20 protein-coding genes and 1 pseudogene are annotated in these 23,120 nt (G+C 72.6%); 10 read left to right on the forward strand and 11 right to left on the reverse strand.

All coding sequences use genetic code 11. The features are described 5' to 3' along the window. Nucleotides 1–224 precede the first annotated feature (224 nt). Nucleotides 225–827, reverse strand: a complete 603-nt coding sequence (locus AAC944_RS30665; RefSeq protein ID WP_030620646.1) for a TetR/AcrR family transcriptional regulator — start codon at nucleotides 825–827, stop codon at nucleotides 225–227. Between the two features lie 233 nt (nucleotides 828–1,060). On the opposite strand from AAC944_RS30665, the gene AAC944_RS30670 reads away from it, so the two are divergent. Next, nucleotides 1,061–1,843: an SDR family oxidoreductase gene (locus AAC944_RS30670; RefSeq protein ID WP_030620649.1), complete on the forward strand. Its 783-nt coding sequence runs from the start codon at nucleotides 1,061–1,063 to the stop codon at nucleotides 1,841–1,843. A gap of 141 nt (nucleotides 1,844–1,984) precedes the next feature. On the opposite strand, the gene AAC944_RS30675 is transcribed toward AAC944_RS30670, so the two are convergent. The 4 genes from AAC944_RS30675 to AAC944_RS30690 all read right to left on the reverse strand — a co-directional run bounded on the left by AAC944_RS30675 (nucleotide 1,985) and on the right by AAC944_RS30690 (nucleotide 5,537). After that, a complete protein-coding gene (locus tag AAC944_RS30675) occupies nucleotides 1,985–2,797 on the reverse strand; it encodes a DeoR/GlpR family DNA-binding transcription regulator (protein ID WP_030620652.1) in 813 nt (270 codons plus the stop codon). 46 nt (nucleotides 2,798–2,843) lie between these two features. Next, the gene (locus tag AAC944_RS30680; RefSeq protein WP_030620655.1) at nucleotides 2,844–3,725 is read right to left on the reverse strand and encodes a class II fructose-bisphosphate aldolase; all 882 of its coding nucleotides are present in this window, start codon (nucleotides 3,723–3,725) and stop codon (nucleotides 2,844–2,846) included. 371 nt (nucleotides 3,726–4,096) lie between these two features. Next, nucleotides 4,097–5,002 (reverse strand): SIS domain-containing protein, encoded by a 906-nt coding sequence (locus tag AAC944_RS30685; protein ID WP_030620658.1) that lies wholly within the window; start codon nucleotides 5,000–5,002, stop codon nucleotides 4,097–4,099. Nucleotides 5,003–5,237: 235 nt separating this feature from the next. Further along, nucleotides 5,238–5,537: a YciI family protein gene (locus AAC944_RS30690; protein ID WP_030620660.1), complete on the reverse strand. Its 300-nt coding sequence runs from the start codon at nucleotides 5,535–5,537 to the stop codon at nucleotides 5,238–5,240. 194 nt (nucleotides 5,538–5,731) lie between these two features. On the opposite strand from AAC944_RS30690, the gene AAC944_RS30695 reads away from it, so the two are divergent. After that, on the forward strand, nucleotides 5,732–5,932 hold the full coding sequence (locus AAC944_RS30695) for a hypothetical protein (RefSeq protein WP_368396532.1): 201 nt from the start codon (nucleotides 5,732–5,734) through the stop codon (nucleotides 5,930–5,932). Nucleotides 5,933–6,001: 69 nt separating this feature from the next. Here the strand turns inward: AAC944_RS30695 and AAC944_RS30700 are convergent, their stop codons facing one another. Next, complete coding sequence (locus AAC944_RS30700) at nucleotides 6,002–6,508, reverse strand: flavodoxin domain-containing protein (RefSeq protein WP_368396534.1); 507 nt, start codon at nucleotides 6,506–6,508, stop codon at nucleotides 6,002–6,004. 184 nt (nucleotides 6,509–6,692) lie between these two features. After that, nucleotides 6,693–7,430, reverse strand: a complete 738-nt coding sequence (locus AAC944_RS30705) for a response regulator (RefSeq protein WP_051872163.1) — start codon at nucleotides 7,428–7,430, stop codon at nucleotides 6,693–6,695. A gap of 251 nt (nucleotides 7,431–7,681) precedes the next feature. Here AAC944_RS30705 and AAC944_RS30710 point away from each other — a divergent pair, with 251 nt between their 5' ends. Continuing rightward, nucleotides 7,682–8,827 (forward strand): DUF5954 family protein, encoded by a 1,146-nt coding sequence (locus AAC944_RS30710; protein WP_030620671.1) that lies wholly within the window; start codon nucleotides 7,682–7,684, stop codon nucleotides 8,825–8,827. Nucleotides 8,828–9,069: 242 nt separating this feature from the next. Continuing rightward, nucleotides 9,070–10,443: a cryptochrome/photolyase family protein gene (locus AAC944_RS30715; protein ID WP_030620674.1), complete on the forward strand. Its 1,374-nt coding sequence runs from the start codon at nucleotides 9,070–9,072 to the stop codon at nucleotides 10,441–10,443. Nucleotides 10,444–10,518: 75 nt separating this feature from the next. On the opposite strand, the gene AAC944_RS30720 is transcribed toward AAC944_RS30715, so the two are convergent. Beyond that, nucleotides 10,519–11,919 (reverse strand): carboxylesterase family protein, encoded by a 1,401-nt coding sequence (locus AAC944_RS30720; protein WP_368396537.1) that lies wholly within the window; start codon nucleotides 11,917–11,919, stop codon nucleotides 10,519–10,521. A 68-nt stretch (nucleotides 11,920–11,987) separates the two neighbouring features. Here AAC944_RS30720 and AAC944_RS30725 point away from each other — a divergent pair, with 68 nt between their 5' ends. Next, on the forward strand, nucleotides 11,988–12,692 hold the full coding sequence (locus tag AAC944_RS30725; RefSeq protein WP_030620679.1) for an endonuclease V: 705 nt from the start codon (nucleotides 11,988–11,990) through the stop codon (nucleotides 12,690–12,692). Nucleotides 12,693–12,769: 77 nt separating this feature from the next. Here AAC944_RS30725 and AAC944_RS30730 read toward each other — a convergent pair whose 3' ends face one another. Then, entirely contained in the window at nucleotides 12,770–13,954 is a 1,185-nt protein-coding gene (locus AAC944_RS30730; RefSeq protein WP_030620681.1) for a saccharopine dehydrogenase family protein, read from the reverse strand. 168 nt (nucleotides 13,955–14,122) lie between these two features. Here AAC944_RS30730 and AAC944_RS30735 point away from each other — a divergent pair, with 168 nt between their 5' ends. After that, complete coding sequence (locus tag AAC944_RS30735; RefSeq protein WP_030620683.1) at nucleotides 14,123–15,052, forward strand: dihydrodipicolinate synthase family protein; 930 nt, start codon at nucleotides 14,123–14,125, stop codon at nucleotides 15,050–15,052. A 34-nt stretch (nucleotides 15,053–15,086) separates the two neighbouring features. Here AAC944_RS30735 and AAC944_RS30740 read toward each other — a convergent pair whose 3' ends face one another. Then, nucleotides 15,087–15,830, reverse strand: a complete 744-nt coding sequence (locus tag AAC944_RS30740) for an MgtC/SapB family protein (RefSeq protein ID WP_030620685.1) — start codon at nucleotides 15,828–15,830, stop codon at nucleotides 15,087–15,089. A gap of 319 nt (nucleotides 15,831–16,149) precedes the next feature. Here AAC944_RS30740 and AAC944_RS30745 point away from each other — a divergent pair. From AAC944_RS30745 to AAC944_RS30760, 4 genes and pseudogenes are all read left to right on the forward strand, one after another. After that, nucleotides 16,150–17,280 (forward strand): annotated as a pseudogene (locus AAC944_RS30745) (CaiB/BaiF CoA transferase family protein); the annotation flags it as partial. Between the two features lie 323 nt (nucleotides 17,281–17,603). Beyond that, nucleotides 17,604–18,746: an acyl-CoA dehydrogenase family protein gene (locus AAC944_RS30750; protein WP_030620691.1), complete on the forward strand. Its 1,143-nt coding sequence runs from the start codon at nucleotides 17,604–17,606 to the stop codon at nucleotides 18,744–18,746. 72 nt (nucleotides 18,747–18,818) lie between these two features. Beyond that, entirely contained in the window at nucleotides 18,819–20,033 is a 1,215-nt protein-coding gene (locus tag AAC944_RS30755) for an acetyl-CoA C-acetyltransferase (protein WP_030620693.1), read from the forward strand. Nucleotides 20,034–20,066: 33 nt separating this feature from the next. Continuing rightward, complete coding sequence (locus AAC944_RS30760; protein ID WP_030620696.1) at nucleotides 20,067–22,238, forward strand: 3-hydroxyacyl-CoA dehydrogenase NAD-binding domain-containing protein; 2,172 nt, start codon at nucleotides 20,067–20,069, stop codon at nucleotides 22,236–22,238. 40 nt (nucleotides 22,239–22,278) lie between these two features. Here AAC944_RS30760 and AAC944_RS30765 read toward each other — a convergent pair whose 3' ends face one another. Beyond that, nucleotides 22,279–23,007, reverse strand: a complete 729-nt coding sequence (locus tag AAC944_RS30765; protein ID WP_030620699.1) for a MerR family transcriptional regulator — start codon at nucleotides 23,005–23,007, stop codon at nucleotides 22,279–22,281. Between the last annotated feature and the right edge of the window lie 113 nt (nucleotides 23,008–23,120).

A 23,120-nucleotide genomic window follows, 5' to 3' on the forward strand; every position in this document is an offset into this window, starting at 1 on the left:
AAGGGAGCACGCTGCGGCCGAGGGGGCACGCGGGGCGCCCGCACCGGGAGCACATCGCCGACGGTGCCCCACTGCGCCGCAACACTGTGCCGCGAGTGACCCGCGCCGCCACTGTGCCGCGACACTGTGCCGCGAGTGACCCCCGCCGCCGGCGCAGCCAAGGTGACCACTCACACGCATGACATAGGCAACACCTATGCAATACATATGCCACGCGCATACCGTCAGCGGTTGTCGATCCGTAGATACCGCAGCGCCCGAGCGGTCAGCTCCAGGACGCCCTCCGGTTCGCCCTCCCGTGCCCAGCACTCCATCGCCACCGTGATCGCATCGATCAGCGCGGCGGCCAGCAGCCGGGTCTCCATGCTGTCGGGATCGCCGTCGGTACGCGGGGCGAGCACGGGCGCGAGCCGGTCCTGCAGCTCCCGGCCGGCCGCCAGCCAGCGCGTACGGACTGCCGGCACCGAACCCATCACGCGGAGCAACCGCCGGGCCCGGTCCGCATCGGCCAGGCGGTGCAGTGAAGGCGCGTCGGCCAAGGCCGCCCCGACGGCCTCGGCCAGCGGCTCGTCGACGGGACGCGCGGCCAGCCGGTCGGCGAGGCCGCTGACGCCGGCGGTGAAAACCGGGGTGAGCGCATCCTCCTTCGCCGGGCAGTACCGGTAGAAGGTGCGCAACGAGATGCCGGCCGCCGCGGCGATGTCCTCGACCGTCGTCGCCTCGTACCCGCGGTCGGAGAACAGCGTGGCCGCCGCCTCGGCGATCACCATCCGCGTCGCCTGCCGCCGGTCCTCGCTGAACGACGGTCGCCCACGCCTCACTGCCATACGACGTCGCTCCCTCGCAGTCACCTCACAGCGCAGTGTCAACCGTTCCCCCTTATTGGCATGCCATGCCACTTAACCTAAGTTGGCCGTCAGCAAGGCGAGTTGCCTCCTCACCCACCCTCCCGCCGCACGCGTCACCGAGTCCGGGAGTCCGAGCCCGGGAGCCCGGGAGTCCGAGCCCGGGAGCCCGAGCCCTGACCTGAGATCGTCCCCGAGCCGCAAGGAGACCGGTCATGCCCCGCGCCTACCTCGTCACCGGAGCCGCCTCAGGTATCGGCAAGGCCACCGCGGCCCGCCTCCGCGCCGAAGGGCACACCGTCATCGGAGCCGACCGGGCCGCCGACGCCGACGGTGTCGGGATAGCGGCCGATCTCGCCACGGAGCAGGGCCGCGCCCAACTGGCCGACCGCGCCCGGGAACTCACCGGTGGCCGACTCGACGCCGTCATCGCCTGTGCCGGTCTCGCACACTTCGTGCCCGCCGCCGTCAAGGTCAACTACTTCGGCGCGGTCGTCACACTGGAGCGCCTGCGCCCGCTGCTCGCCGCCGGCACCGACCCCCGCGCGGTCGTCGTCGCCTCCGTCGCCGCGGCCCACCCCGCCGACCCGGCCATCGTCGATGCCGCCCTGGCCGGTGACGAGCAGGCGGCGACCGCCGCGGCGCAGCACGCCATCGACCGGGGCGAGGGGCACCTCATCTACGGGGCCTCCAAGGCCGCCGTCGCCCGCTGGGTACGGCGCGCGGCGGTCACCGCCGACTGGGCGGGTGCGGGCATCCCGCTGAACGCCGTCGGTCCCGGCACCGTTCTGACCCCGATGACCGAAGGCATGCTCGCCGACCCCGAGATGCGCAAGGTCGTCGACACCGCCGTCCCGATGCCGCTCAACGGCCACGCCCACCCCGAACAGGTCGCCGCCCTCCTGACCTGGCTCACCTCGCCCGAGAACACCCACGTCACCGGCCAGCTCCTCTTCATGGACGGCGGCGCGGACGCCGTCCTCCACCCCACGCCCTGACCCGACGCCCTGATCCAACGCCCTGACCTGACGCCCTGACCCGACGCCCGGCCGGTCGGACCGGCTCCCGGAAGAAGTGCGTCAGTCCGAAGCAGCAGAAGTCCTTGAAGCGGTCGAGGCGATCGTGGCGGTCGTGGCGGTCTAGGCGGTCGAAGCGGTGGGAGTGGTGGGAGCGGTGATGACGTGCAGGCCTCGGTCGGTGAACTCCTGACGGACCGCTTCCTCCGCTCGGTCGTCGGTGATGAAGGTGTCGAAGACATCGGCGTCGCCGACCCGCGCGAAGCACCGTTCGCCGATCTTCGAGGAGTCGGCGACGATCACGGCCCGCTCGGAACGCTCGGCCATGAGGCGGTTGATACGAGCCTCGGCCTCGTCGTGCACCGTGGCCCCCATCCGCGGGTCCACGCCGTTCGCGCCGATGAACGCGATGTCGACGGAGATCTGCTGCAGCACCAGTTCACTGAACGGCCCGACCAGCTCGAACGACCGCGAGTGCGCCACCCCTCCCGTCAGCACGATCTTGATCTGCGGCCGTACGGCCAGTTCATTGGCGATGTTGAGCGAGTTCGTGACGATCGTCAGATGCGGCTGCGGCCCGGCCTCCGCGAAGTCCGGCCGCGTCGCCAGCACCCGGGCGATCTCCGTGGTGGTCGTACCACCGCTGAGCCCGACCACGTCACCACGCTCGACCAGCTTGGCCGCCGCCTGTGCCACCGCCTCCTTCTCCGCCGCGCGATGAGCGTGCTTGTAACGGATGGGCAGGTCGTACGCCACGGAGCTCAGTACCGCACCACCACGGGTCCGGGTAAGCAGTTGCTGCTCGGCCAGCGCGTCCATGTCACGGCGCATGGTCGCGGCCGACACCTCGAGCGCGGTCGCCGCCTCGTCGACATCCACCCTGCCGCGTTCCCCGAGCAGCTCCAGCAGGGCATTCATCCGTTCATGGCGCTTCATGCGAAGACCCTAACCGTGGCGGAACCACCTCCCTCATCGCGTGCTCTCATCCGCAGGCCGGCGCCGCGGGGGAGTACTGACCGGGGAGTGCCGTCGCCGCGCTGAGCGCCCCCAGCAGCCGGGCCGCCTCCTCGGTCACCGCTTCCCGTGCGGGCTTGAGGTACTTGCGTGAGTCCACCAGGTCCGGCTCCGCGGTCAGCGTCTCCCGGATGGAACGGGTGAAGACCGAGACCAGATGGGTCGAGATGTTGATCTTCGTCATGCCGGCGGCTATCGCCCGGCGCAGCTCGTCGTCCGGTACGCCCGAGGAACCGTGCAGCACCAGTGGCACCGGCAGCTTCTCGTGCAGTGCCGCGATCAGCTCCTTGTCCAGTACGGCCGTACGCTCCCGCATGGCGTGTGACGACCCGACCGCCACCGCGAGCGCGTCCACCTCCGTGGCCGTGACGTACGCCAGCGCCTCGTCCGGATCGGTACGCACCCCCGGTGCGTGGACACCGTCCTTGCCGCCCACTTCGCCGAGTTCCGCCTCGACGTACACTCCTCGCTCATGGCACCAGGCGGCCAGTTCCGCCGTCGTCGCGACGTTCTCCTCGTACGGGAGGGCGGAGGCGTCGACCATCACCGAACTCACTCCGGCCTCCACCCCCTCGTACACGAACCGACGCTGGGTGATGTGGTCCAGGTGCACCGCCATCCGTGCGGGGGAGGCCTCCGCGAGCGCGAGTGTGGCGCGGGTGATCGGAAGCAGGCTGCCGTGATACCGGATGCAGTTCTCGCTGATCTGGAGGATGAGCGGAACCCCCGTCCGCTCGGCGGCGGCCACCAGCGCCTCCGCGGTCTCCAGATGAATGACGTTGAACGACACCGCACCGACGCGTGCCTCATCGGCGGCCCGGACTATCTCTGACGTGGGGACGAGGGGCATGGAGCCGGCCTCCCTGGCGTAGGGACGGATGGGGCGGGTGGTTGACGTGCGCTGGAGGACAGGCGGTCGACGTGCGTTGGGTGTGGGGGAGGGGAAGGGGGGAGGGTGCGATAGGGACGGCTCGGGGACCGGGGCCGGGGCCGGAGCCGGGGGGCGGGGACTGGGACCACGCCCAGGGCTACGGGCCAGAGCTACGGGCCAGGGCCACGGGGCAGAGCTGCGAGTTAGAGCCACGGGCCAGAGCTGCGGGTTAGAGCCACGGGCCAGAGCTGCGAGTTAGAGCCACGGGCCAGAGCTGCGGGTTAGAGCCACGGGCCAGAGCTGGGCGGCAGGGCGCGGGGAGCTGAAGCCAGAGGCCACTCGCCAGTCAGTCAGGAGGCCCGTGCCGTGTCGAGCATGACCGAGCGGGTGAGGCTGCGTGGGTTGTCGGGGTCCAGACCGCGGGCGTGGGCACGGGCCAGCGCGACGCGGTGGATGAGTACGAGGTCCGCGAGCGGGTCACGGTCGTGGGACACGAACCGGGCGCCGGTACGCGTGACCTCCCTGGCCAGGCCCTCCGGCGCTGCACCGAACAGCCAGGTGACGCGGCCGGGCGCGGCGATGGATATCGGGCCGTGCCGGTATTCCATGGCGGGATAGGACTCGGTCCAGCTCTGCGAGGCCTCGCGCATCTTGAGCGCCGCCTCGTTGGCCAGGCCGACGGTCCAGCCGGTGCCGAGGAAGGAGAACTGCTCGGCGTCGACCCATTCCTGGTCGACGGGCGCTGTCAGCGCTTCCTCGGCGCCGCCTATCGCGGCGGAGAGGTCTTCGCCCAGGTGTGCGCGGAGCAGAGCCAGGGCCGTGGTGGCGAACCGCGTCTGCACCACGGAGCGTTCGTCGGCGAAGGGCAGGGCGACGGTCTCGTCGGAGAGCTCCCTCGCAGGGGTGTCCGGGGCTCCGAGCACCGTCACCGTGGGGATCCGGCCCCGTACGGCTTCGAGTATGCGGAGGACTTCCGTGGTGGTGCCGGAGCGGGTTATGGCCACCACGGCGTCGTAACCGCGGTCGTCGCCGAGGAACGCCTCGGAGGCGGGGAAGGCGTCGGTGACACCGGCACCCGCGGCCTCGCGCAGCGCGGCGTAGGACTGCGCCATGAACCATGAGGTGCCGCAGCCGATGACGGCTACTCGCCGGCCGGCTTTCGGCAGGGCGCCGTTCTCGCCGCCCAGGCGCGCGGCCTCGCGCCATGTCTCCGGCTGGCTGTTCAGCTCCTGCTCCATGTGCGACGTGCCGCTCATGGCTGATCCCGCCCTTCCGTCCGCCGATCGGTGCTGTGTGCTTGCGTGAATCCCTCAGTCGTCAGTCGGCGCTCGATGCGCAAAGCTGCAAGTTTTTCCTTGACTGCAATCAACTGTACGCAGAACGACGCTCGGTCGCCATCCCTCGAACGAGTGAGCGGCGGGATGGGAGGCGCAAAAAAAGGGGGTGCGGCCGAAGATCGGTCGCACCCCCCGGCCGGAGCCGGACGGCCGGTCAGGCCGGCAGCTGCTGGCGGTAACTCTCCAGGCCCGGGACGGTCTTGGTGGCGATGAACTCCGTGATGCGGTACTCGCACACGCCGGCCGTGACGAACGGGTCCTCCTTGGTGATCCGCTCCGCCGTGGCACGGTCGTCGACCGAGGCGATGATGATGCCGCCGTCGCGCGGCTCCTTGCGGCCGGAGGCGAGGAAGTGCCCGGCGGCGTAGTGCTGCTCCAGCCAGGCGATGTGCCCGTCGAGCGCGGCTTCCACGCGGTCGAGAGGGGCGGTGTAGGTCAATTCAAGTACGAACATCCTTGCAATATATGGCAGGTGCCGCAGGCGCCTGTTGGCGGTGCGAGGCGTGAACGGCGGGGACGGCAGGGACGGCGGGGACGGCGGGGACGGTGGTCCGTTCGCAGCAGCGGGTGGGGCGTCGCGTGGCGGGCGGTTCGCGGGCGGCCGAAGATGGAGCCGCACTGGTTTCCGCACGGGAAGGAACAGCCATGATGCGTCGATTCACTGTCATGCTCACCGCCCTCTTCGCCGCCGGACTGCTCGCCACCGGGTCCGCCGTCGCGGCACCCGCTGACGAGCCGGAGCAGCTGACCTCGCAAGAGCAGCCGGAGCAGCTGACCCCGCGGGAGCAGGCGGGGCTGGAGTTCGCCGGTGACGTCCTCAGCGGACTCTTCGGAGGCGGGCGGGTCTGACGCCGCCGTCGGCGTCCCCCTTCATTCACCTGCGGCCATTCACACCGTCGTCAGCGGCGCGCTTCTTCCTCAGTGGCGCACTTCGTTCGCGATGTGATGAGCCCAGTCGCGGACCCGGGTCATGGTCCGGTGGTCGTCCGGGAAGTCCTCAGCGGCTGTCGAGCGGGTGAACAGGCCGCGGGGGAGACGGTCAGGGCGGCCGCCGACCGTGATGTGCCCGTGGGCGCCGGCCCGGTCCATGGCCCGGCGTGCGCCGGGAACAGGGGGTACGTCGGAGCCGTCGCCCTCCGACGCGTCCGGGGTGCCGCCGCTGAAGGCCCACACCGGGCGGGAGCGCAGTTGCGCGGAGTGCCGGCGGGCGAAGCGGCGGGCGTCGCGGTGCCAGCGGTTCCCGTGCAGTTCGCCACCGAGGACGACGGCGTCGTACGGGCCCACGCTGACGATCTCCGCCGCGGGGCGCACTTCGGTGTCGAAGCCGTCCTCACGGAGCGCGGCGGCTATCTCCTCCGCGATGGCCTGGGTGAACTCGGCCTTGCTTCCGTAGGCGATCAGGACGCGGTACTTGGCCATGGCCATGGGATTCCCTGATGTTCTGCGCCTGTTCTGCGCCGCTGTAGTGGTGCTCGGCGGGCGCGGTGCGGTGTGCCGGCCGAACGGGTGCCCCTTCGGGGACGACGGGTGGCCCCCTCAGAGGCGACCGGTGAACCTGAAGGGCCGACCGGGGCGTTGACCGGGCGACCGGCCCTCTCGGCTACTGGTACTACGGGGTGCGGAGTTGCCGGAAGCCGGGTGGCGGCTCCTCGCGGCCCCGTGCGCGCTCGGCGATGACCGCCGCCTGGATGCGGCGGCGGACCTTGAGCTTGGTCAGGATCGTGGAGACCCGGTTCTTCACGGTCTTCTCGGCGAGGTAGAGCCGCTCGGCGATCTGGCGGTTGGTCAGGCCCTCCCCTACGAGGTCGAGGATCTGCCGCTCCCGTGGGGAGAGACGGGCCAGTTCGGGCGGGCCGGAGGGGGCGTCCGGCCCTCGGACACGGGCCAGTACGCGGGCGGTGGCCCCGGGGTCCAGCATCGACTGTCCCGTAGCCACGGTCCGTACGGCCGTCACCAGGTCGGAGCCTCTGATCTGTTTGAGCACGTAGCCGGCGGCGCCCGCCATGATGGCGTCGAACAGGGCCTCGTCGTCATCGAAGGAGGTGAGTATCAGGCAGGCCAGTCCGGGGAGCGCGACGCGCAACTCCCGGCACACACCGATGCCTTCGTGGTCCCCGCCGTCGCCGCTGGAGCCGAGGCGTACGTCGAGCACCGCGACGTGCGGCCGCAGCGCTGGGGCGCGGGCCAGGGCCTGACGGGCGTCGGCCGCGTCACCCACCACGGTCATGTCCGGCTCGGCGGCCAGGAGATCGCGCAGACCCCGGCGGACGACTTCGTGGTCGTCCAGCAGGAAGATCCGTACGGGTGGCCTTCCGGTGAGCCCCCCGCCATCGGATGCCGCGCCCATGCCCTCGGCCGTCCCCGGCTCCGTCGTCGTCCGTTCCATGGTCTCCCCCCGGCCGTCCCTCCACCCCGCCCCGTCCCCTATCAGCCTCGTGCACCGCCGCGCCCACCACCATGGCCGGACAAGCCTCTTCGGGGCCGGAGGTCCGCTCGCCCTGAGGGGCCACCGTGGTCTCCTACAGGGCCGGTTACCCGGTCCGGTGAATCGGGCGGGTTCGGCTGCGTAGGGCTGCGCCGCGTGAGCATGCTGTGCGCATGGCTGAGCAAGGCGATCATGGTGATTCCGGCGACCGTACTGCCCGGCAGGACGACGTTCCGGCGTACCGGACGATCAGAGTGACAGCCCTGGAGCAGCCGGTCGCCGCGCTGGCGGACGTGGAGGCGTGGCGGGCGCGTGACACGTACCCGGACATCCGCTTCGCCGGCGGGCCGGTCTTCGGTGTCGCGCGGGAGCGCGAGGAAGGCGGCTGGGAGCTGCACCCGTACTTCTGCGGGCTCACGCCCCAGGACGCCCGTGACAGCCTCGGGTCGCACTTCCGGATGCTGGCGCGGGAAGCCGAGCGGGCCGGTGACGGCGTGGCGCGGGAGGCGGCGGCATGGGCCGTGGAGCGGATGGACCGGGAGCCGCTGGACGAGCTGACCGTACGGGGCGACCGGTACCGCGTGGTGCGCGCGGAGCGGTTCATCCGCACGGGGCCGGACGGGCCCGAGCCGCCGCGCCCCACGGACCTCGACCCGGGAGAGGTGGGGCGGGCGCGTGAAGTGCCGGACCCCACGGCGGGTTTCGTCGTCGACCCGGTCAACGCCACCGGCATGTCCGAGGGCATCCTCAAGCTGGAGCTGCTGGGCGGCCTCCGCCCGAAGGACTCGGTGCCTCCGGAAGTCCGTGCCGACGCTCTGCGGGCCGCGGAGACGCATCCGGGAGGCGTGCTCCTGCCGGCCACGTTCATGACCGCCGAGTACGAGGAAGGGCGCTGGCGGCCGGAGTCCAGCGGCATCTCCACCACACCGCAGGACTCCCGCGACGGGCTGGCGCTCGCCCTGCGCGTCATGATGCCGTGGCAGCTGGGGCTCGGCCCTGAGGCGCAGCGGGAGTACGCCCGCGCCGCGGACCGTCTGGACGCGGAGCGCGCCGACGAACTGGAGGTGGCGGGGCGCCGCTTCCGTACGGTGCGTGTCGAGCGTCTGGTGCGCATCGGGGCCGATGGGCCCGAGGGGCCGCGGCCGTCCGACCCCGACCCGGACCCGCCGCCCGGTGTGCACGCCGAACAGCTGCGTGCGCAGGGGCTGCTGGACGACGACGAGGACGAGCCGCTGGAACTGGACGAGCAGACCCAGGAACTGGCCCGCCGCTTCGAGGAGGAGGCCCTCAGGCGCCGGAAACTGCTCGGGGAGGCCTGACCCGCCGAGGCGCGGCCGGCCGCGGACACCCGGCCGTGTGCCACCGCCGAACCGGTGAAACTCCGGCCGCAGGACCGGTCCGGGCCTGCTCCGTCACGGTGGCCGGGGAGCGGCAGGGCATCGTGGGCACGGACGAGCCACCGGCGGCCGGAGCGCCCGGCCCGTTGCCTGCCCCGTCCCGGCCCGTTACCCGTCCGCCCCGGCCCGTACGTGTCCGGCCTGTCCCGCCCCGGAGTGATGCCATGACCGTGTCCGTCGCCCTGTTCACCGCCGACCTGCGGCTGCACGACCAGCCGACGCTGCGCGCGGCCTTGGAACGGGCACGGGAGGTCGTGCCGCTGTTCGTACGGGACGACGCCATCGCGGCGGCCGGGTTCGGCACACCCAACCGCACCGCGTTCCTCGCCGACTGCCTCGCCGACCTGGACGCGGCGCTGCGGGACCGCGGCGGCCGGCTGGTGGTGCGCTCGGGCGAGGTGGCCGAGGCCGTGTGCGCGGTCGCCGCGGAGGCGGGCGCCGACGATGTGTACATGTCGGCCGACGTCAGCGGCTACGCGCAGCGCCGGGAGGACCGGTTGCGCACGGCGCTGGCCGCCGACGGCAGGCGGCTGCACGTGCACGACGGAGTCGTGACGGCCGTACCGCCCGGCGCGGTCGTCCCGCAGGCGAAGGACCACTTCGCGGTCTTCGGCGCGTACGCCAGGCGGTGGGAGCAGGAGCGGCTGCGCAAGCCGCTCGGCGCGCCGCGGACCGTCCGCGTGCCGGACGGCGTCGGCTCCGAGGAGATTCCTTCCCGGGCGGCGCTGCGGGACGTCTCGGCGGGCCTGACGAGCGGCGGCGAGACCGAAGGGCGTGCGCGGCTGGCCGCCTGGGGACGCGGCGGTCTGGCGGACTACGCGGACCGGCACGACGACCTCGCGGGCGACGCGACCTCCCGGCTCTCCCCGCACCTGCACTTCGGGACGGTGTCGGCGGCGGAGGCGGTGCACCGGGCGCGCAAGAAGGGCAGCCCCGGAGCGGAGGCCTTCGTACGGCAGCTGTGCTGGCGGGATTTCCACCATCAGGTGCTGGCCGCCCGGCCCGAGGCGGCGGCGCACGACTACCGGACCAAGCACGACCGGTGGCGCACCGAGGAGGCGGCGCGGGCGGAGGTCGAGGCCTGGCAGCAGGGGCGGACGGGCTATCCGGTCGTCGACGCCGCCATGCGCCAGCTGGCCCACGAGGGCTGGATGCACAACCGCGGGCGGCTGCTCACCGCGAGCTTCCTGGCCAAGACGCTGTACGTGGACTGGCGGGTGGGCGCCCGGCACTTCCTCCGCCTGCTGGTCGACGGGGACCTGGCCAACAACCAGCTCAACTGGCAGTGGGTGGCCGGCACCGGCACGGATTCCCGGCCCAACCGGGTCTTCAACCCCGTCACCCAGGGCAAGCGGTACGACCCGGACGGCGCCTACGTACGCCGCTGGGTGCCCGAGCTCGCGGGGATCGAGGGGGCCGCGGTGCACGAGCCGTGGAAGCTGCCGGCCCGCGAGCGCGCGCGGTACGACTACCCCGACCCGCTGCTCGACCTCGCGGACGGCCTGGCGCGCTTCCGGCACGCGCGTGGCAAGGAGTGACCGCCGGCCCCGCTTCTGAAGGTGCGCATGCGCTGCCCCTGGAAGTACGCGAGCGCCGTCCTTGAAGTGCCGTCCTCAGAAGCGCTTGACTTCCTGAGACGGGCCGGCGAGCCACGGGCCCCAGGGGCTGGTCCCGGGGACGTCGGGGGAGCCGGTGGCGGTGAAGGCGGCGAGGGCGCCACCGAAGGCGCGGGCCAGCGCGCGGTCGTCGGCGTCCACGGGGCCGAGCATGGGCGCTTCGGGGTACGCGTCGAACGTGCCGAAGAGAAAAGGCAGCTCGGCACAGTGCGTCGCCCCGAGGCCGTGCGGGTCGGGATCCGGGCGGCGGGTGAAGCGGTACACGTAGGCCGGGACGCCCTGGGCGGCGCGGAGCGCGGCGATCTCGCCGATGCCGTCGCCGAAGAGCCGGTCGGTGAGCGGGCCGACGCGGGACCGGTCCGCTCCGCCGAACGCCAGGAACGCCGTCATCTCGTCCTCCGTGGCGCCGATCAGCAGCTCCTTGTCGCCCAGCGCGCCGTCGGCGACGGCCTCCTGCCAGGCGCGCGGCACGCCGGGCCCGCCGAGTACCGGATACATCGGCGGCGCCACCTCGCCCGGAGGGGTGGACATGGCTGCCAGTTGCCCGTACGCGGTGACCAACTGCTCCGCCGGCAGCGTGCGCAGCGCCGTACCGAGGGCGGCCGGGTCGCCCTCGGGCTCGATACCGAGGATGCGCAGGTACGCGGCGGTGCTCTCCGCGGCGTCCGCCGGGTTCTGCGGGTGCAGCCCCCACGGCCCCGACTGGGCGATGACCCGGTGCACCAGGCCGCCGGTGTCCGGTGCGAGGGCGAGGGAGAGGGCCGCGTACGCGCCTGCCGACTGGCCGCCGACGGTGACGCGCCCGGGGTTGCCGCCGAACGCCGCCACGGTGTCCCGTACCCAGCGCAGCACGGCGGCCTGGTCCTGGTTGCCCAGGTTCGCGGCACCGATGGCGGGCAGGTGGAGGAAGCCCAGCGGGCCCAGCCGGTAGTTGGCGGTGACCACGACGATGTCGCCGAGCGCGGCGAGCCGGGCGCCGTCGTACCAGTCCCAGCCGCCCGAACCGCTCGTCCAGCCGCCGCCGTGGAACCACACGAGTACCGCCCGGGCCGGCGCTCCGGGAGCCAGTGCCGCGGCCGGTGTCCACACGTTGAGGTTCAGGCAGCCCTCCTCGTCCCAGTCCGCGGCGCGCGGCCCCATCACGGCCTCCAGCCGCGAAGCGGCCTGCGGCGCCGAAGGCCCGGAGCGCGCCGCGTCGCGGACACCGGACCACCCGGGGTGGGGGAGGGGCGCGGCGAACCGCCGCTCGCCCACGGGAGAGGCCGCGTACGGGATGCCCCGGAAGGCCGCGACCGGTACCGCGGCCTCCCCGGAGGCGGGAGTCGGCGCTTCCTGTATGCCGCGCACCGCGCCCCTGTGTGTGCCCACCACCGGCCGCGCTTCTTCGGGCATCGTCATCGCTGCTCCTCCTGTCCACGGGTCCGTCGCTCACCTCGCCACGGGGGCCCGGTAGCGTGGGCGGGACCATGACGATCGACGGAACCGTCTCCCGCGACGACGAACTGCGCAACTGGCCCGCCGACGAGGCCACGGCCCGCGCGGCCCAGGACCGGCTGCGCCGCCACGTGATCCTGGACGACCCCGGGCCCGAGCCCGGGTTCGCGGGCACGGTGGCCGGGGTGGACGTGGCGTACGACGATGAGCGGGGCGTCGTCGCCGCCGCCGCGGTCGCGCTGGACGCCCGTACGCTCCGCGTCGTGGACGAGGCGACGGCGGTCGGCCCGGTGTCCTTCCCGTACGTCCCCGGGCTGCTGGCCTTCCGGGAGATCCCGACCGTGCTCGACGCGCTCGACCGGCTCGCGCGCGTCCCGGACCTGGTGGTCTGTGACGGTTACGGGCTCGCCCACCCACGGCGCTTCGGGCTCGCCTGCCACCTCGGGGTACTCACCGGGCTGCCCGTGATCGGCGTCGCGAAGAACCCGTTCACCTTCACGTACGAGGCGCCGGGCCCGGAGCGTGGCGCCACCTCGCCACTGCTGGACGGCGGCGAGGAGGTCGGCCGGGCCCTGCGGACACAGCCGGGCGTGAAGCCGGTCTTCGTGTCCGTGGGCCACCGCGTCGGCCTGGACCGCGCCTGCGCCCACACGCTGCGGCTGGCGGCGTCGTACCGGCAGCCGGAGACCACCCGGGCCGCCGACGCGCTGTGCCGTCGGGCCCTCGCGGAGGCCTGAGGCGGTGCCCGAGTACGCGCGCCTTCCAGGGCATGCGCCCGCGCGCCCGAAGGCGCGCGGCACCCGCCCCCTTCGGGTCAGTCCTGCTCCACCACCCGGAAGCGCAGCCCCGCCCGCCTCAGCCGGTCCGTGAGCGCTTCCCCCATCGCGACCGCCGTCGTCACCTGGCCCGCGGTCTCCGGGAGTGCGTCGTACGCCAGGCAGAGAGCCGACTCGGCGAGCATCTTCGCCGTCTCGTCGTACCCGGGGTCGCCGCCCGACACCTCGGTGACGACCCGGCGGCCGCCGCCCTCACCCACGAAGCGGATCTTGAACCAGCTGCCGGCGCGGCGCTCCTCGTCCGGGCCCTGCCCCGGCGCGAGCCGCCCCGACAGCCACCGGCGCGCGGGCGGGAGCTGAGCCAGCCCGAACGCGGTGCCCGCGCCCAACGCGCCGCCGACCGCCACGGGAAGCCGCTTGACGCCGGCGTAGTGGCGGTAGCGGAAGTCCGGCCCGTACCGTTCGAGGGCCGCCGCGGAGCGGGCGATCACCTGCGGGTCGAGGGTCGGCAGCGGAACGCCCCAGACGCCCTGCTCACGGGTGGGCGGGCCGGCGGTGGCGCGCACCGTGCGGCCCGCCGGGCGCGGCTCCATGCGCTCCCGCTCCCGGGCGGCGCGCACCATGCCGAGCGGCCGCGACATGACCGTGAGCGCGGAGGCCAGGGTGCCGCCGGAGAAGGTGGCGTTCGTGCGGACGATGCCGGCCACCCGCAGCGGTACACCTTCGGGCAGCAGCCCTACCGTGTAGAGCGCACCGAGGTCGTGCGGGACGGAGTCGAAACCGCTGGCGTGCACCAGGCGCGCGCCCGAAGCGCGCGCCGTCTCGTGGTGGCGGACGTACATCCGGTCGATGAACTCCGACTCACCGGTGAGGTCCAGATAGTCCGTGCCCGCCTCGGCGCAGGCCGCCACCAGGGGCTCCCCGTACGTCAGGTACGGGCCGACGGTGGTGGCCAGCACCCGGGTGGCGGCGGCCACGGTGCGCAGCGACTCGGGGTCGGCGGCGTCGGCGTGCAGCAGCGGCAGCTCGGCGCAGGCCGGGTGATCGGCCGCCAGATCGGCACGGAGCCGCTCCAGCTTGGCCTTGTCGCGCCCGGCCAGCGCCCAGCGGCAGCCTTCAGGGGCGTGCGCGGCCAGGTAGGCGGCGGTGAGCCGGCCCGCGAAGCCCGTCGCGCCGAAGAGGACGACGTCGTACGTCCGCCCCGCGTCGCCCTGTCGTCCCATGCTGCGGCCCCTTCGGTGTGCTTGCTCGATGTGCTCGTTCGATGTGCGCGCGTGTTCACGGTCAGCGTGATCGCGTCGGTAAGCATCGCACGCTAGGGACGAGTTGTACGTGGCGTCAACACGTCCCTGCGGGCGCCGCGTCACCCGGCACGGTGGCAGGATCGCCGCATGTCCCTCCCAGCGCTCCTCCGCGGTGTCGTACCGCCCCTGTGCACCCCGCTCACCCCGGACGGTGAGGTCGACACCCGGTCGCTGGCCGCGCTCACCACCCGGCTGGTCGACGCGGGGGTGCACGGCCTCTTCGCACTCGGGTCCAGCGGCGAGGCGGCGTACCTCACGGACGCGCAGCGGTGCACGGCCCTGGACACGGTCGTCGAGACCGCTGCGGGACGCGTCCCGGTACTGGCCGGGGCCATCGACATGACGACCGCCCGGGTGCTGGAGCACGCCCGTGCCGCCGAGGCGCTGGGCGCCGACGCCGTCGTGGCCACCGCGCCGTTCTTCACGCGCACCCACCCGGCCGAGATCACCGAGCACTTCACGCGGCTGCGGACGGCGCTGGGCGTACCGCTGTTCGCGTACGACATCCCGGCGTCGGCGCACACCAAGCTCCCTGCCGACCTGTTGCTGTCGCTGGCCGCCGACGACGTGCTGGCCGGGCTGAAGGACAGCAGCGGGGACGACGGGGCGCTGCGCCGCCTGCTGGTGCGGGTACGGGAGCTGAGCGGCGGCTTCTCCGTGCTGACCGGATCGGAACTGGCCGTGGACGGCGCCCTGCTGGCCGGCGCGCACGGTGTCGTCCCCGGGCTCGGCAACGTCGACCCGGAGGGCTATCTGCGGCTGTACGAGCACGCGAGCGCCGGGCGGTGGCGGGAGGCCGCGGCGGAACAGGACCGGCTGGCGGCGCTCTTCGCCCTCACCGACGCCGGCGACGAGAACATCATGGGACGCAGTTCCTCCGCGCTCGGCGCCTTCAAGGCGGCGCTGCACCTCCTGGGCGTCATCGACTGCCCGGCCACCGCAGCGCCCCAGCTGCCGCTCGGCCCGGCGGCCGTGAAGACCGTCCGCCGCCTGCTGGAGGACGCGGAGCTGCTCTAGGCAGCCCCGTGGGGCGCGCCCGCGGCCCGCGGGCTCACTCCGTGCGGTCCGACTCCCGGCCCAGTGTGATGCCGCGGACGCCCTCCAGTTGGGCGAGGCGTTCCACCAGTTCATGTGCTGAGGCGCTGCCTTCCAGGCGGAGCAGTACTTCGGAGGGCACGCGGTCGGGGGCTTCGGGGTCGGTCTCGACCTGGACGTCGGTCACCTGGAAGCCGTGGCCGGTGCACATCTCCAGCATCCGCCCCAGAAGGCCGCGCTGCGCCCGGTAGGCGAGCCGGAGTTCGAAGCTCTCGACGGACGGTGCCAGCGTCATCCGGTCGGTGACCTTGGGGAAGCCGCGGACGACGAGGAAGTGCACGGCCGTCGAGGCGAGCGCGAGCAGTGGCAGCCCGCCGCCGCAGGCCATACCGATGGCACAGGTCAGCCAGACGGTGGCGGCCGTGGTCAGCCCGCGTACGGCGTCCTTCTTCACGAAGATCAGGCCGCCGCCGATGAAGCCGATGCCCGAGACGACCTGCGCGGCGACCCGGGACGGGTCGAGCCCGATGCCGTCGATGCCCGTGACCGCCCCGAAGCCGTGGATCGACACCTCCATGAAGAGCGCGCTGCCGACGCCTACGAGGGTGTGGGTGCGCAGGCCCGCACTCTTCTGCCGCGCCTCGCGTTCCAGCCCGATCAGGGAGGACAGCAGCAGCGCGATGGACAGCTCGGCGATCTGGCGCCAGCCCTGGCCGGTGCCGGGGTCGAACAGTGCGGCGGCGAGGTGGGTGGAAGGCATCCGGCCATTGTCACCAAGGCCGGCCGACAGGCAATGGCGGCGGGCCGCGCCGTCCGCGAAGACCCCCGCAAAGACCCCGCAAAGACCCCCGCGAAGACCCTCGCAAAGACCCTCGTGAAGCCGCCCGTGAAGCCGCCCGTGAAGCCCCGCACCACGCTTCGGGGGTGGGGCGGTGGCTGTCGGTGGAAGTGCCGCCCCGACACTCCCGCACCGTCTCCCGAACCTCCCGGCAGGGCTTGTGGAAAGTGGAACACGTTCTTAACATCACGAGTGTTACAGCGTTGGTGTCACAAGGAACCGCTCTTGACCTGGGGGCTCGATGGCGCAGACAGGGAACGGCCCGCTGAGCGGAGTGCGCGTGGTGGAACTCGCCGGTATCGGGCCGGGCCCGTTCGCCGCGATGCTCCTCGCCGACCTCGGCGCCGACGTCGTGCGCGTGGACCGCCCCGGCGGCTCCGGCATCAGCATCGACCCGGCGCACGACCTCACCAACCGCGGCAAGCGTTCGGTGCTGGTCGACCTGAAGTCCCCGGACGGGCCGGGCCAGGTGCTGGACCTGGCCGAGCGGGCCGATGCGCTCATCGAAGGCTACCGGCCGGGCGTCGCCGAACGGCTGGGCGTCGGCCCGGAGGCGTGCCTGGCCCGCAATTCCCGGCTCGTCTACGGGCGGATGACCGGCTGGGGCCAGGACGGCCCGCTCGCCGACACCGCGGGCCACGACATCGGCTACATCGCGCTCACCGGCGCGCTCGGCATGACCGGCACCGCCGACGGCCCGCCCGTCGCCCCCGCCAACCTCCTCGGCGACTACGCCGGCGGCTCGCTCTACCTCGTCATCGGCATCCTGGCCGCGCTCCGGCACGCGCGTACCGAAGGCGGCAGCGGACAGGTCGTGGACGCCGCGATCGTCGACGGCACCGCGCACCTCACCACCATGATCCGCGGCATGCTGGAGGCCGGCGCCTGGCAGGACCGGCGCGCCGCCAACCTCCTGGACGGCGGGGCGCCCTTCTACGGCACGTACGAGACGGCCGACGGCGGCCACATGGCCGTCGGCGCGCTGGAGCAGCGGTTCTACGCCGAGTTCCTGCGGCTGCTCGGCATCGCGGACGAGGTGCCCCCGAGGGAGGACCTCGCCAGGTGGGGCGAGCTGCGTACGGCCATCGCCGACCGGTTCCGTACCCGCACCCGCGAGGAGTGGACGGCCGTCTTCGACGGGTCCGACGCCTGCGTGGCGCCCGTCCTGTCGCTGCGCGAGGCGCCCGGGCACCCCCACCTCGCGGCCCGCGGCACGTTCGTCGAGCACGCCGGCCGTACCCAGCCCGCGCCCGCGCCGCGCTTCTCCCGTACGCCGGGCGCGGTGCGCGGCGGCCCTGCCCTGCCCGGTGCGGACACCGACGCGGTGGCCCGCGACTGGAACGTCCCGTCCCTGACCACCGCGCGCCCCGAAGCCCCGACCGCCGCTGGCTCCGAAGGCCCAGCCACCGCGCGCCCCGAGGGCCTGACCACCGCTGGCCCCGAGGCCCTGACCACCGCGCGCCCCGAAGCCCCGGCCACCACTGGCCCCGAGGGCCCGACCGCCGCTGGCTCCGAAGGCCCGGCCACCCCGCGCCCCGAAGCCCCGGCCACCGCGCGCCCCGAAGGCCTGACCACCGCGCCCCCCGAAGGCCCGGCCACCGCCGGCCCCGAGGGCCTGACCACCGCACACCCCGAGAACCGGCCCGGAGCCGGCGCCGAGGAAGGCCCGCAGCGATGACCCAGCAAGTGGCGCAGATGCAGCGCCAGATCTTCACCGAGGACCACGACGCCTTCCGCGAGACCGTGCGCACCTTCCTCAGGAAGGAGGTCGAGCCGCACTACGAGCAGTGGGAGAAGGACGGCGTGGTCAGCCGGGAGGCATGGCGCGCCGCCGGCCGTCAGGGGCTGCTGGGGCTCGCGGTCCCCGAGGAGTACGGCGGCGGGGGCAACGCGGACTTCCGCTACAGCGCGGTACTGGCCGAGGAGTTCACCCGGGCCGGCGCCCCTGGCCTGGCCATCGGCCTGCACAACGACATCATCGGGCCGTACCTCACCTCGCTGGCCACCGAGGAGCAGAAACGGCGCTGGCTGCCCGGCTTCTGCAGCGGCGAGATCATCACGGCCATCGCGATGACCGAGCCGGGCGCGGGCTCCGACCTCCAGGGCATAAGAACCGCCGCCGAGGACCGCGGCGACCACTGGGTGCTGAACGGCTCGAAGACCTTCATCTCCAACGGCATCCTGGCCGACCTGGTCGTCGTGGTCGCCAGGACGACCCCCGAAGGGGGCGCTCACGGACTCAGCCTGCTGGTCGTCGAGCGCGGTATGGAGGGCTTCGAGCGGGGCCGCAACCTCGACAAGATCGGGCAGAAGGCCCAGGACACCGCCGAGCTGTTCTTCAATGACGTGCGCGTGCCCAAGGAGAACCTGCTCGGCGAGCTGAACGGCGCGTTCATCCACCTGATGACCAACCTCGCGCAGGAGCGGATGGGCATCGCCGTCGCCGGCATCGCCGCGGCCGAGCACCTGCTGGAGATCACCACCCAGTACGTCAAGGAGCGCGAGGCGTTCGGGCGGCCGCTCGCCAAGCTCCAGCACGTCCGGTTCGAGATCGCCGAGATGGCCACCGAGTGTGCCGTCACCCGGACGTTCCTGGACCGCTGCATTGTGGACCACTCGGACGGGCAACTGGATGCCGTACACGCCTCGATGGCCAAGTGGTGGGCCACCGAGCTGCAGAAGCGGGTGGCCGACCGTTGTCTGCAACTGCACGGCGGGTACGGCTACATGAACGAGTACCGCGTCGCCAAGGCGTTCACCGACGGCCGCATCCAGACGATCTACGGCGGCACCACAGAGATCATGAAGGAGATCATCGGCCGCTCGCTGCTCGGCTGACGGTGGCACCGGCCCGGCCCCGACCCTCTGTTACGCACGGCTCACCCTCATCTTCCCGAAAGGCTCCACACCGTGACTTCCGAAGCGTACGTGTACGACGCGATCCGCACCCCGCGCGGCCGCGGCAAGGCCTCCGGCGCGCTGCACGGCACCAAGCCGGTCGACCTGGTCACCGGCCTGATCCACGAGGTGCGCCGGCGCTTCCCCGACCTGGACCCGGCCGCCGTCGACGACATCGTGCTCGGCGTCGTGGGCCCGGTCGGCGACCAGGGCTCCGACATCGCCCGTATCGCGGCGATCGCCGCCGGACTGCCCGACACCGTCGCCGGCGTACAGGAGAACCGCTTCTGCGCCTCCGGTCTGGAGGCCGTCAACATGGCCGCCGCCAAGGTCCGGTCCGGCTGGGAGGACCTGGTCCTGGCCGGCGGTGTGGAGTCGATGTCCCGGGTGCCGATGGCCTCGGACGGCGGCGCCTGGTTCAACGACCCGATGACCAACTTCGACACCAACTTCGTCCCGCAGGGCATCGGCGCCGACCTGATCGCCACGATCGGCGGCTGGAGCCGCCGCGACGTCGACGAGTACGCCGCGCTGTCCCAGGAGCGGGCCGCCGCGGCCTGGAAGGACGGCCGCTTCGAGCGGTCCGTCGTACCGGTCAGGGACCGCAACGGGCTGACCGTCCTGGACCACGACGAGCACATGCGCCCCGGCACCACCGCCGACTCGCTCGCCGCCCTCAAGCCGTCCTTCGCCGCCATCGGCGACATGGGCGGGTTCGACGCGGTGGCGCTGCAGAAGTACCACTGGGTCGAGAAGATCGACCACGTCCACCACGCGGGCAACTCCTCCGGCATCGTGGACGGCGCGGCCCTGGTCGCCATCGGCTCCAAGGAGGTCGGCGAGCGCTACGGCCTGACCCCCCGCGCCCGGATCCTCTCCGCCGCCGTCTCCGGCTCCGAGCCGACCATCATGCTCACCGGGCCCGCGCCCGCCTCCCGCAAGGCGCTCGGCAAGGCCGGCCTGACCATCGACGACATCGACCTGGTCGAGATCAACGAGGCGTTCGCCGCCGTCGTGCTGCGCTTCGTGCAGGACATGGGCCTGAGCCTGGACAAGGTCAACGTCAACGGCGGCGCCATCGCCATGGGTCACCCGCTCGGCGCCACCGGCGCGATGATCCTCGGCACCCTGATCGACGAGCTGGAGCGCCAGGACAAGCGCTACGGCCTGGCCACCCTCTGCGTCGGCGGCGGCATGGGCATCGCCACCGTCATCGAGCGCCTCTGACCGTCCGTCCCGACCCCTTACGGAGAACGCACCATGAGTGAAGCCAGCACCATCCGCTGGGAGCAGGACGAGACCGGCGTCGTCACCCTCGTCCTCGACGACCCGAACCAGTCCGCGAACACCATGAACGAGGCCTTCAAGACCTCCCTCGCCGCGGTCGCCGACCGCCTGGAGGCCGAGCAGGACAGCGTCCGCGGCATCATCTTCACCTCCGCGAAGAAGACCTTCTTCGCCGGCGGCGACCTGCGCGACCTGATCGCCGTCACCCCCGAGCACGCCCAGCGCGCCTTCGAGGCGGGCCAGGGCATCAAGCGCGACCTGCGGCGCATCGAGACGCTCGGCAAGCCGGTCGTCGCGGCCATCAACGGCGCGGCGCTGGGCGGCGGTTACGAGATCGCGCTCGCCTGCCACCACCGCGTCGCGCTCGACACCCCCGGCACCAAGATCGGCCTGCCCGAGGTCACCCTCGGCCTGCTCCCGGCCGGCGGCGGCGTCGTCCGTACCGTACGGCTGCTCGGCATCGCCGACGCGCTCCTGAAGGTCCTCCTCCAGGGCACGCAGTACAACGCTACGCGGGCGAAGGACAACGGGCTGATCCACGAGGTCGCCGAGAGTCCCGAGGAGCTGATCTCCAAGGCGCGGGCTTTCATCGACGCGAACCCCGAGTCGCAGCAGCCCTGGGACGTCAAGGGATACCGGATCCCCGGCGGCACGCCCGCCAACCCCAAGTTCGCCGCGAACCTCCCGGCGTTCCCCGCCAACCTCAAGAAGCAGCTGAACGGCGCACCGTACCCGGCCCCGCGCAACATCCTCGCGGCCGCCGTCGAGGGCTCCCAGGTCGACTTCGAGACCGCGCAGACCATCGAGGCGCGCTACTTCGTGGAGCTGGTCACCGGCCAGACCTCCAAGAACATGATCCAGGCCTTCTTCTTCGACCTCCAGGCCGTCAACTCCGGTGCCAACCGCCCGAAGGGCATCGAGGAGCGCAAGGTCACCAAGGTCGCGGTGCTCGGCGCCGGCATGATGGGCGCGGGCATCGCGTACAGCTGCGCCCGTGCGGGCATCGAGGTCGTGCTCAAGGACGTCTCCCAGGAGGCGGCCGAGAAGGGCAAGGCGTACAGCGCAGGGCTGCTCGCCAAGGCGCTGGCCAAGGGCCGGACGACCGAGCAGAAGCGGGACGAACTGCTGGCCCGGATCACCCCGACCGCCGACCCGCAGGACCTGACCGGCTGCGACGCGGTCATCGAGGCGGTGTTCGAGGACACCAAGCTCAAGCACAAGGTGTTCCAGGAGATCGAGGGCATCGTCGCGCCGGACGCGCTGCTCTGCTCCAACACCTCCACCCTCCCGATCACCGGCCTCGCCGAAGGCGTCCAGCGGCAGCGGGACTTCATCGGCCTGCACTTCTTCTCGCCGGTCGACAAGATGCCGCTGGTCGAGATCATCAAGGGGAAGGAGACCGGCGACGAGGCGCTGGCCCGCGCCTTCGACCTGGTACGCCAGATCCGCAAGACCCCGATCGTGGTGAACGACAGCCGCGGCTTCTTCACCTCCCGCGTCATCGGCCACTTCATCAACGAGGGCGTGGCGATGGTGGCCGAGGGCATCGACCCGGCCTCCGTCGAGCAGGCCGCGGGCCAGGCCGGCTACCCGGCCAAGGTGCTCTCCCTGATGGACGAGCTGACCCTCACCCTGCCGCGGAAGATCCGCGACGAGACCCGCAAGGCGATCGAGGAGGCGGGCGGCAGCTGGACGCCGCACCCCGCCGACGCGCTGATCGACCGCATGGTGGACGAGTTCGGGCGGCCGGGCCGCAGCGGCGGCGCCGGCTTCTACGAGTACGGCGAGGACGGCAAGCGGGCCGGGCTGTGGCCGGGGCTGCGCGAGCACTACACGAAGCCCGACGCCTCGATCCCGTTCAAGGACATGCAGGAGCGGATGCTCTTCTCCGAGGCGCTGGACACCGTGCGCCTCTTCGAGGAGGGCGTCCTCACCTCCGTCGCCGACGCCAACATCGGCTCGATCTTCGGCATCGGCTTCCCCGGCTGGACCGGCGGCGTGATGCAGTACATCAACGGTTACGAGGGCGGCGTCGCCGGCTTCGTGGCCCGCGCCAAGGAGCTCCAGGCGGCCTACGGGGAGCGGTTCGCGCCCTCCCCGCTGCTGCTGGAGAAGGCCGAGAAGGGGGAGGCCTTCAGCGACTGACGGCACCGGGGCGGGCGCTGCGGGGCCCGCCCCTTCCCGCTCACTCCCCGCCGAACCACTTCCGCAGCTCTTCCTTCATCGACCGCTGGAAGGCCGTGACCAGGGCCTGCACCACCAGCGGCTGCATGTGGGCGGAGAGCGACTTGCGCCGCGCCACCTCGGCGGCGTCCGGGCCGTCGTCCTCCTGCGCCGCCCCCACCTCGTCCCGGAACAGCCGGCTCAGCTCCCGGGCCGCCGAGCGGGTGTGCTCCATGACGACCGTACGGGCCGCGATGATGGTCTCCAGTGCGACCGGTACGTCCAGCAGCCGCACGCCCAGCTGGAGCAGGCCCGGGTCGACCTGGAGGACGCCCGGCTCGGCCGTCCGCACCAGCACGCTCATCGCCGCCAGCCGGTCCAGGTCCTGCTCCGTCAGCGAGCGGCCCACCCGCCGCTCCAGCTGGGCCAGCGTCTGTTCCTCGGCCCGGTCCGGGAGCCAGCTGGCCACGAGGGCGCGGTGGATGGCCAGGTCCTGGGCGCTGAGGTCCGGCGGCAGCTGCTCCAGATAGCGCTCGATGGCCGACAGGGTCATGCCCTGGTGCTGGAGCTCCTCGATCAGCGCCAGCCGCGAGAGGTGGTCCGGGCCGTACCGGCCGACGCGGCGCGGGCCGATCTCGGGCGGCGGGAGCAGCCCGCGGGTGCTGTAGAACCGGATCGTGCGGACCGTGACACCGGCCCGGGCGGCCAGCTCGTCGACGGTCAGGCTCTGGTCGGCAGCGGACTCCATCATGTTGGACAGTATTGCTGTCTCACCACAATTGTCACCACTCCGTACGCGGGAGCGGCCCCCTGTGGCGGGCGCCGGCGGGAAACCCTGGAGACGGTATGTGATCTCTTTCACAG

The sequence above is a fragment of the Streptomyces sclerotialus genome, assembly GCF_040907265.1.
Taxonomy (GTDB): Bacteria; Actinomycetota; Actinomycetes; order Streptomycetales; family Streptomycetaceae; genus Streptomyces; species Streptomyces sclerotialus.

What these genes read in the sequence shown, in the direction of transcription:
- AAC944_RS30665 (WP_030620646.1), bottom strand. Translation starts at nt 827, where the DNA reads ATGGCAGTGAGGCGTGGGCGACCGTCGTTCAGCGAGGACCGGCGGCAG.
- AAC944_RS30670 (WP_030620649.1), top strand. Translation starts at nt 1,061, where the DNA reads ATGCCCCGCGCCTACCTCGTCACCGGAGCCGCCTCAGGTATCGGCAAG.
- AAC944_RS30675 (WP_030620652.1), bottom strand. Translation starts at nt 2,797, where the DNA reads ATGAAGCGCCATGAACGGATGAATGCCCTGCTGGAGCTGCTCGGGGAA.
- AAC944_RS30680 (WP_030620655.1), bottom strand. Translation starts at nt 3,725, where the DNA reads ATGCCCCTCGTCCCCACGTCAGAGATAGTCCGGGCCGCCGATGAGGCA.
- AAC944_RS30685 (WP_030620658.1), bottom strand. Translation starts at nt 5,002, where the DNA reads ATGAGCGGCACGTCGCACATGGAGCAGGAGCTGAACAGCCAGCCGGAG.
- AAC944_RS30690 (WP_030620660.1), bottom strand. Translation starts at nt 5,537, where the DNA reads ATGTTCGTACTTGAATTGACCTACACCGCCCCTCTCGACCGCGTGGAA.
- AAC944_RS30695 (WP_368396532.1), top strand. Translation starts at nt 5,732, where the DNA reads ATGCGTCGATTCACTGTCATGCTCACCGCCCTCTTCGCCGCCGGACTG.
- AAC944_RS30700 (WP_368396534.1), bottom strand. Translation starts at nt 6,508, where the DNA reads ATGGCCATGGCCAAGTACCGCGTCCTGATCGCCTACGGAAGCAAGGCC.
- AAC944_RS30705 (WP_051872163.1), bottom strand. Translation starts at nt 7,430, where the DNA reads ATGGGCGCGGCATCCGATGGCGGGGGGCTCACCGGAAGGCCACCCGTA.
- AAC944_RS30710 (WP_030620671.1), top strand. Translation starts at nt 7,682, where the DNA reads ATGGCTGAGCAAGGCGATCATGGTGATTCCGGCGACCGTACTGCCCGG.
- AAC944_RS30715 (WP_030620674.1), top strand. Translation starts at nt 9,070, where the DNA reads ATGACCGTGTCCGTCGCCCTGTTCACCGCCGACCTGCGGCTGCACGAC.
- AAC944_RS30720 (WP_368396537.1), bottom strand. Translation starts at nt 11,919, where the DNA reads ATGACGATGCCCGAAGAAGCGCGGCCGGTGGTGGGCACACACAGGGGC.
- AAC944_RS30725 (WP_030620679.1), top strand. Translation starts at nt 11,988, where the DNA reads ATGACGATCGACGGAACCGTCTCCCGCGACGACGAACTGCGCAACTGG.
- AAC944_RS30730 (WP_030620681.1), bottom strand. Translation starts at nt 13,954, where the DNA reads ATGGGACGACAGGGCGACGCGGGGCGGACGTACGACGTCGTCCTCTTC.
- AAC944_RS30735 (WP_030620683.1), top strand. Translation starts at nt 14,123, where the DNA reads ATGTCCCTCCCAGCGCTCCTCCGCGGTGTCGTACCGCCCCTGTGCACC.
- AAC944_RS30740 (WP_030620685.1), bottom strand. Translation starts at nt 15,830, where the DNA reads ATGCCTTCCACCCACCTCGCCGCCGCACTGTTCGACCCCGGCACCGGC.
- AAC944_RS30750 (WP_030620691.1), top strand. Translation starts at nt 17,604, where the DNA reads ATGCAGCGCCAGATCTTCACCGAGGACCACGACGCCTTCCGCGAGACC.
- AAC944_RS30760 (WP_030620696.1), top strand. Translation starts at nt 20,067, where the DNA reads ATGAGTGAAGCCAGCACCATCCGCTGGGAGCAGGACGAGACCGGCGTC.
- AAC944_RS30765 (WP_030620699.1), bottom strand. Translation starts at nt 23,007, where the DNA reads ATGATGGAGTCCGCTGCCGACCAGAGCCTGACCGTCGACGAGCTGGCC.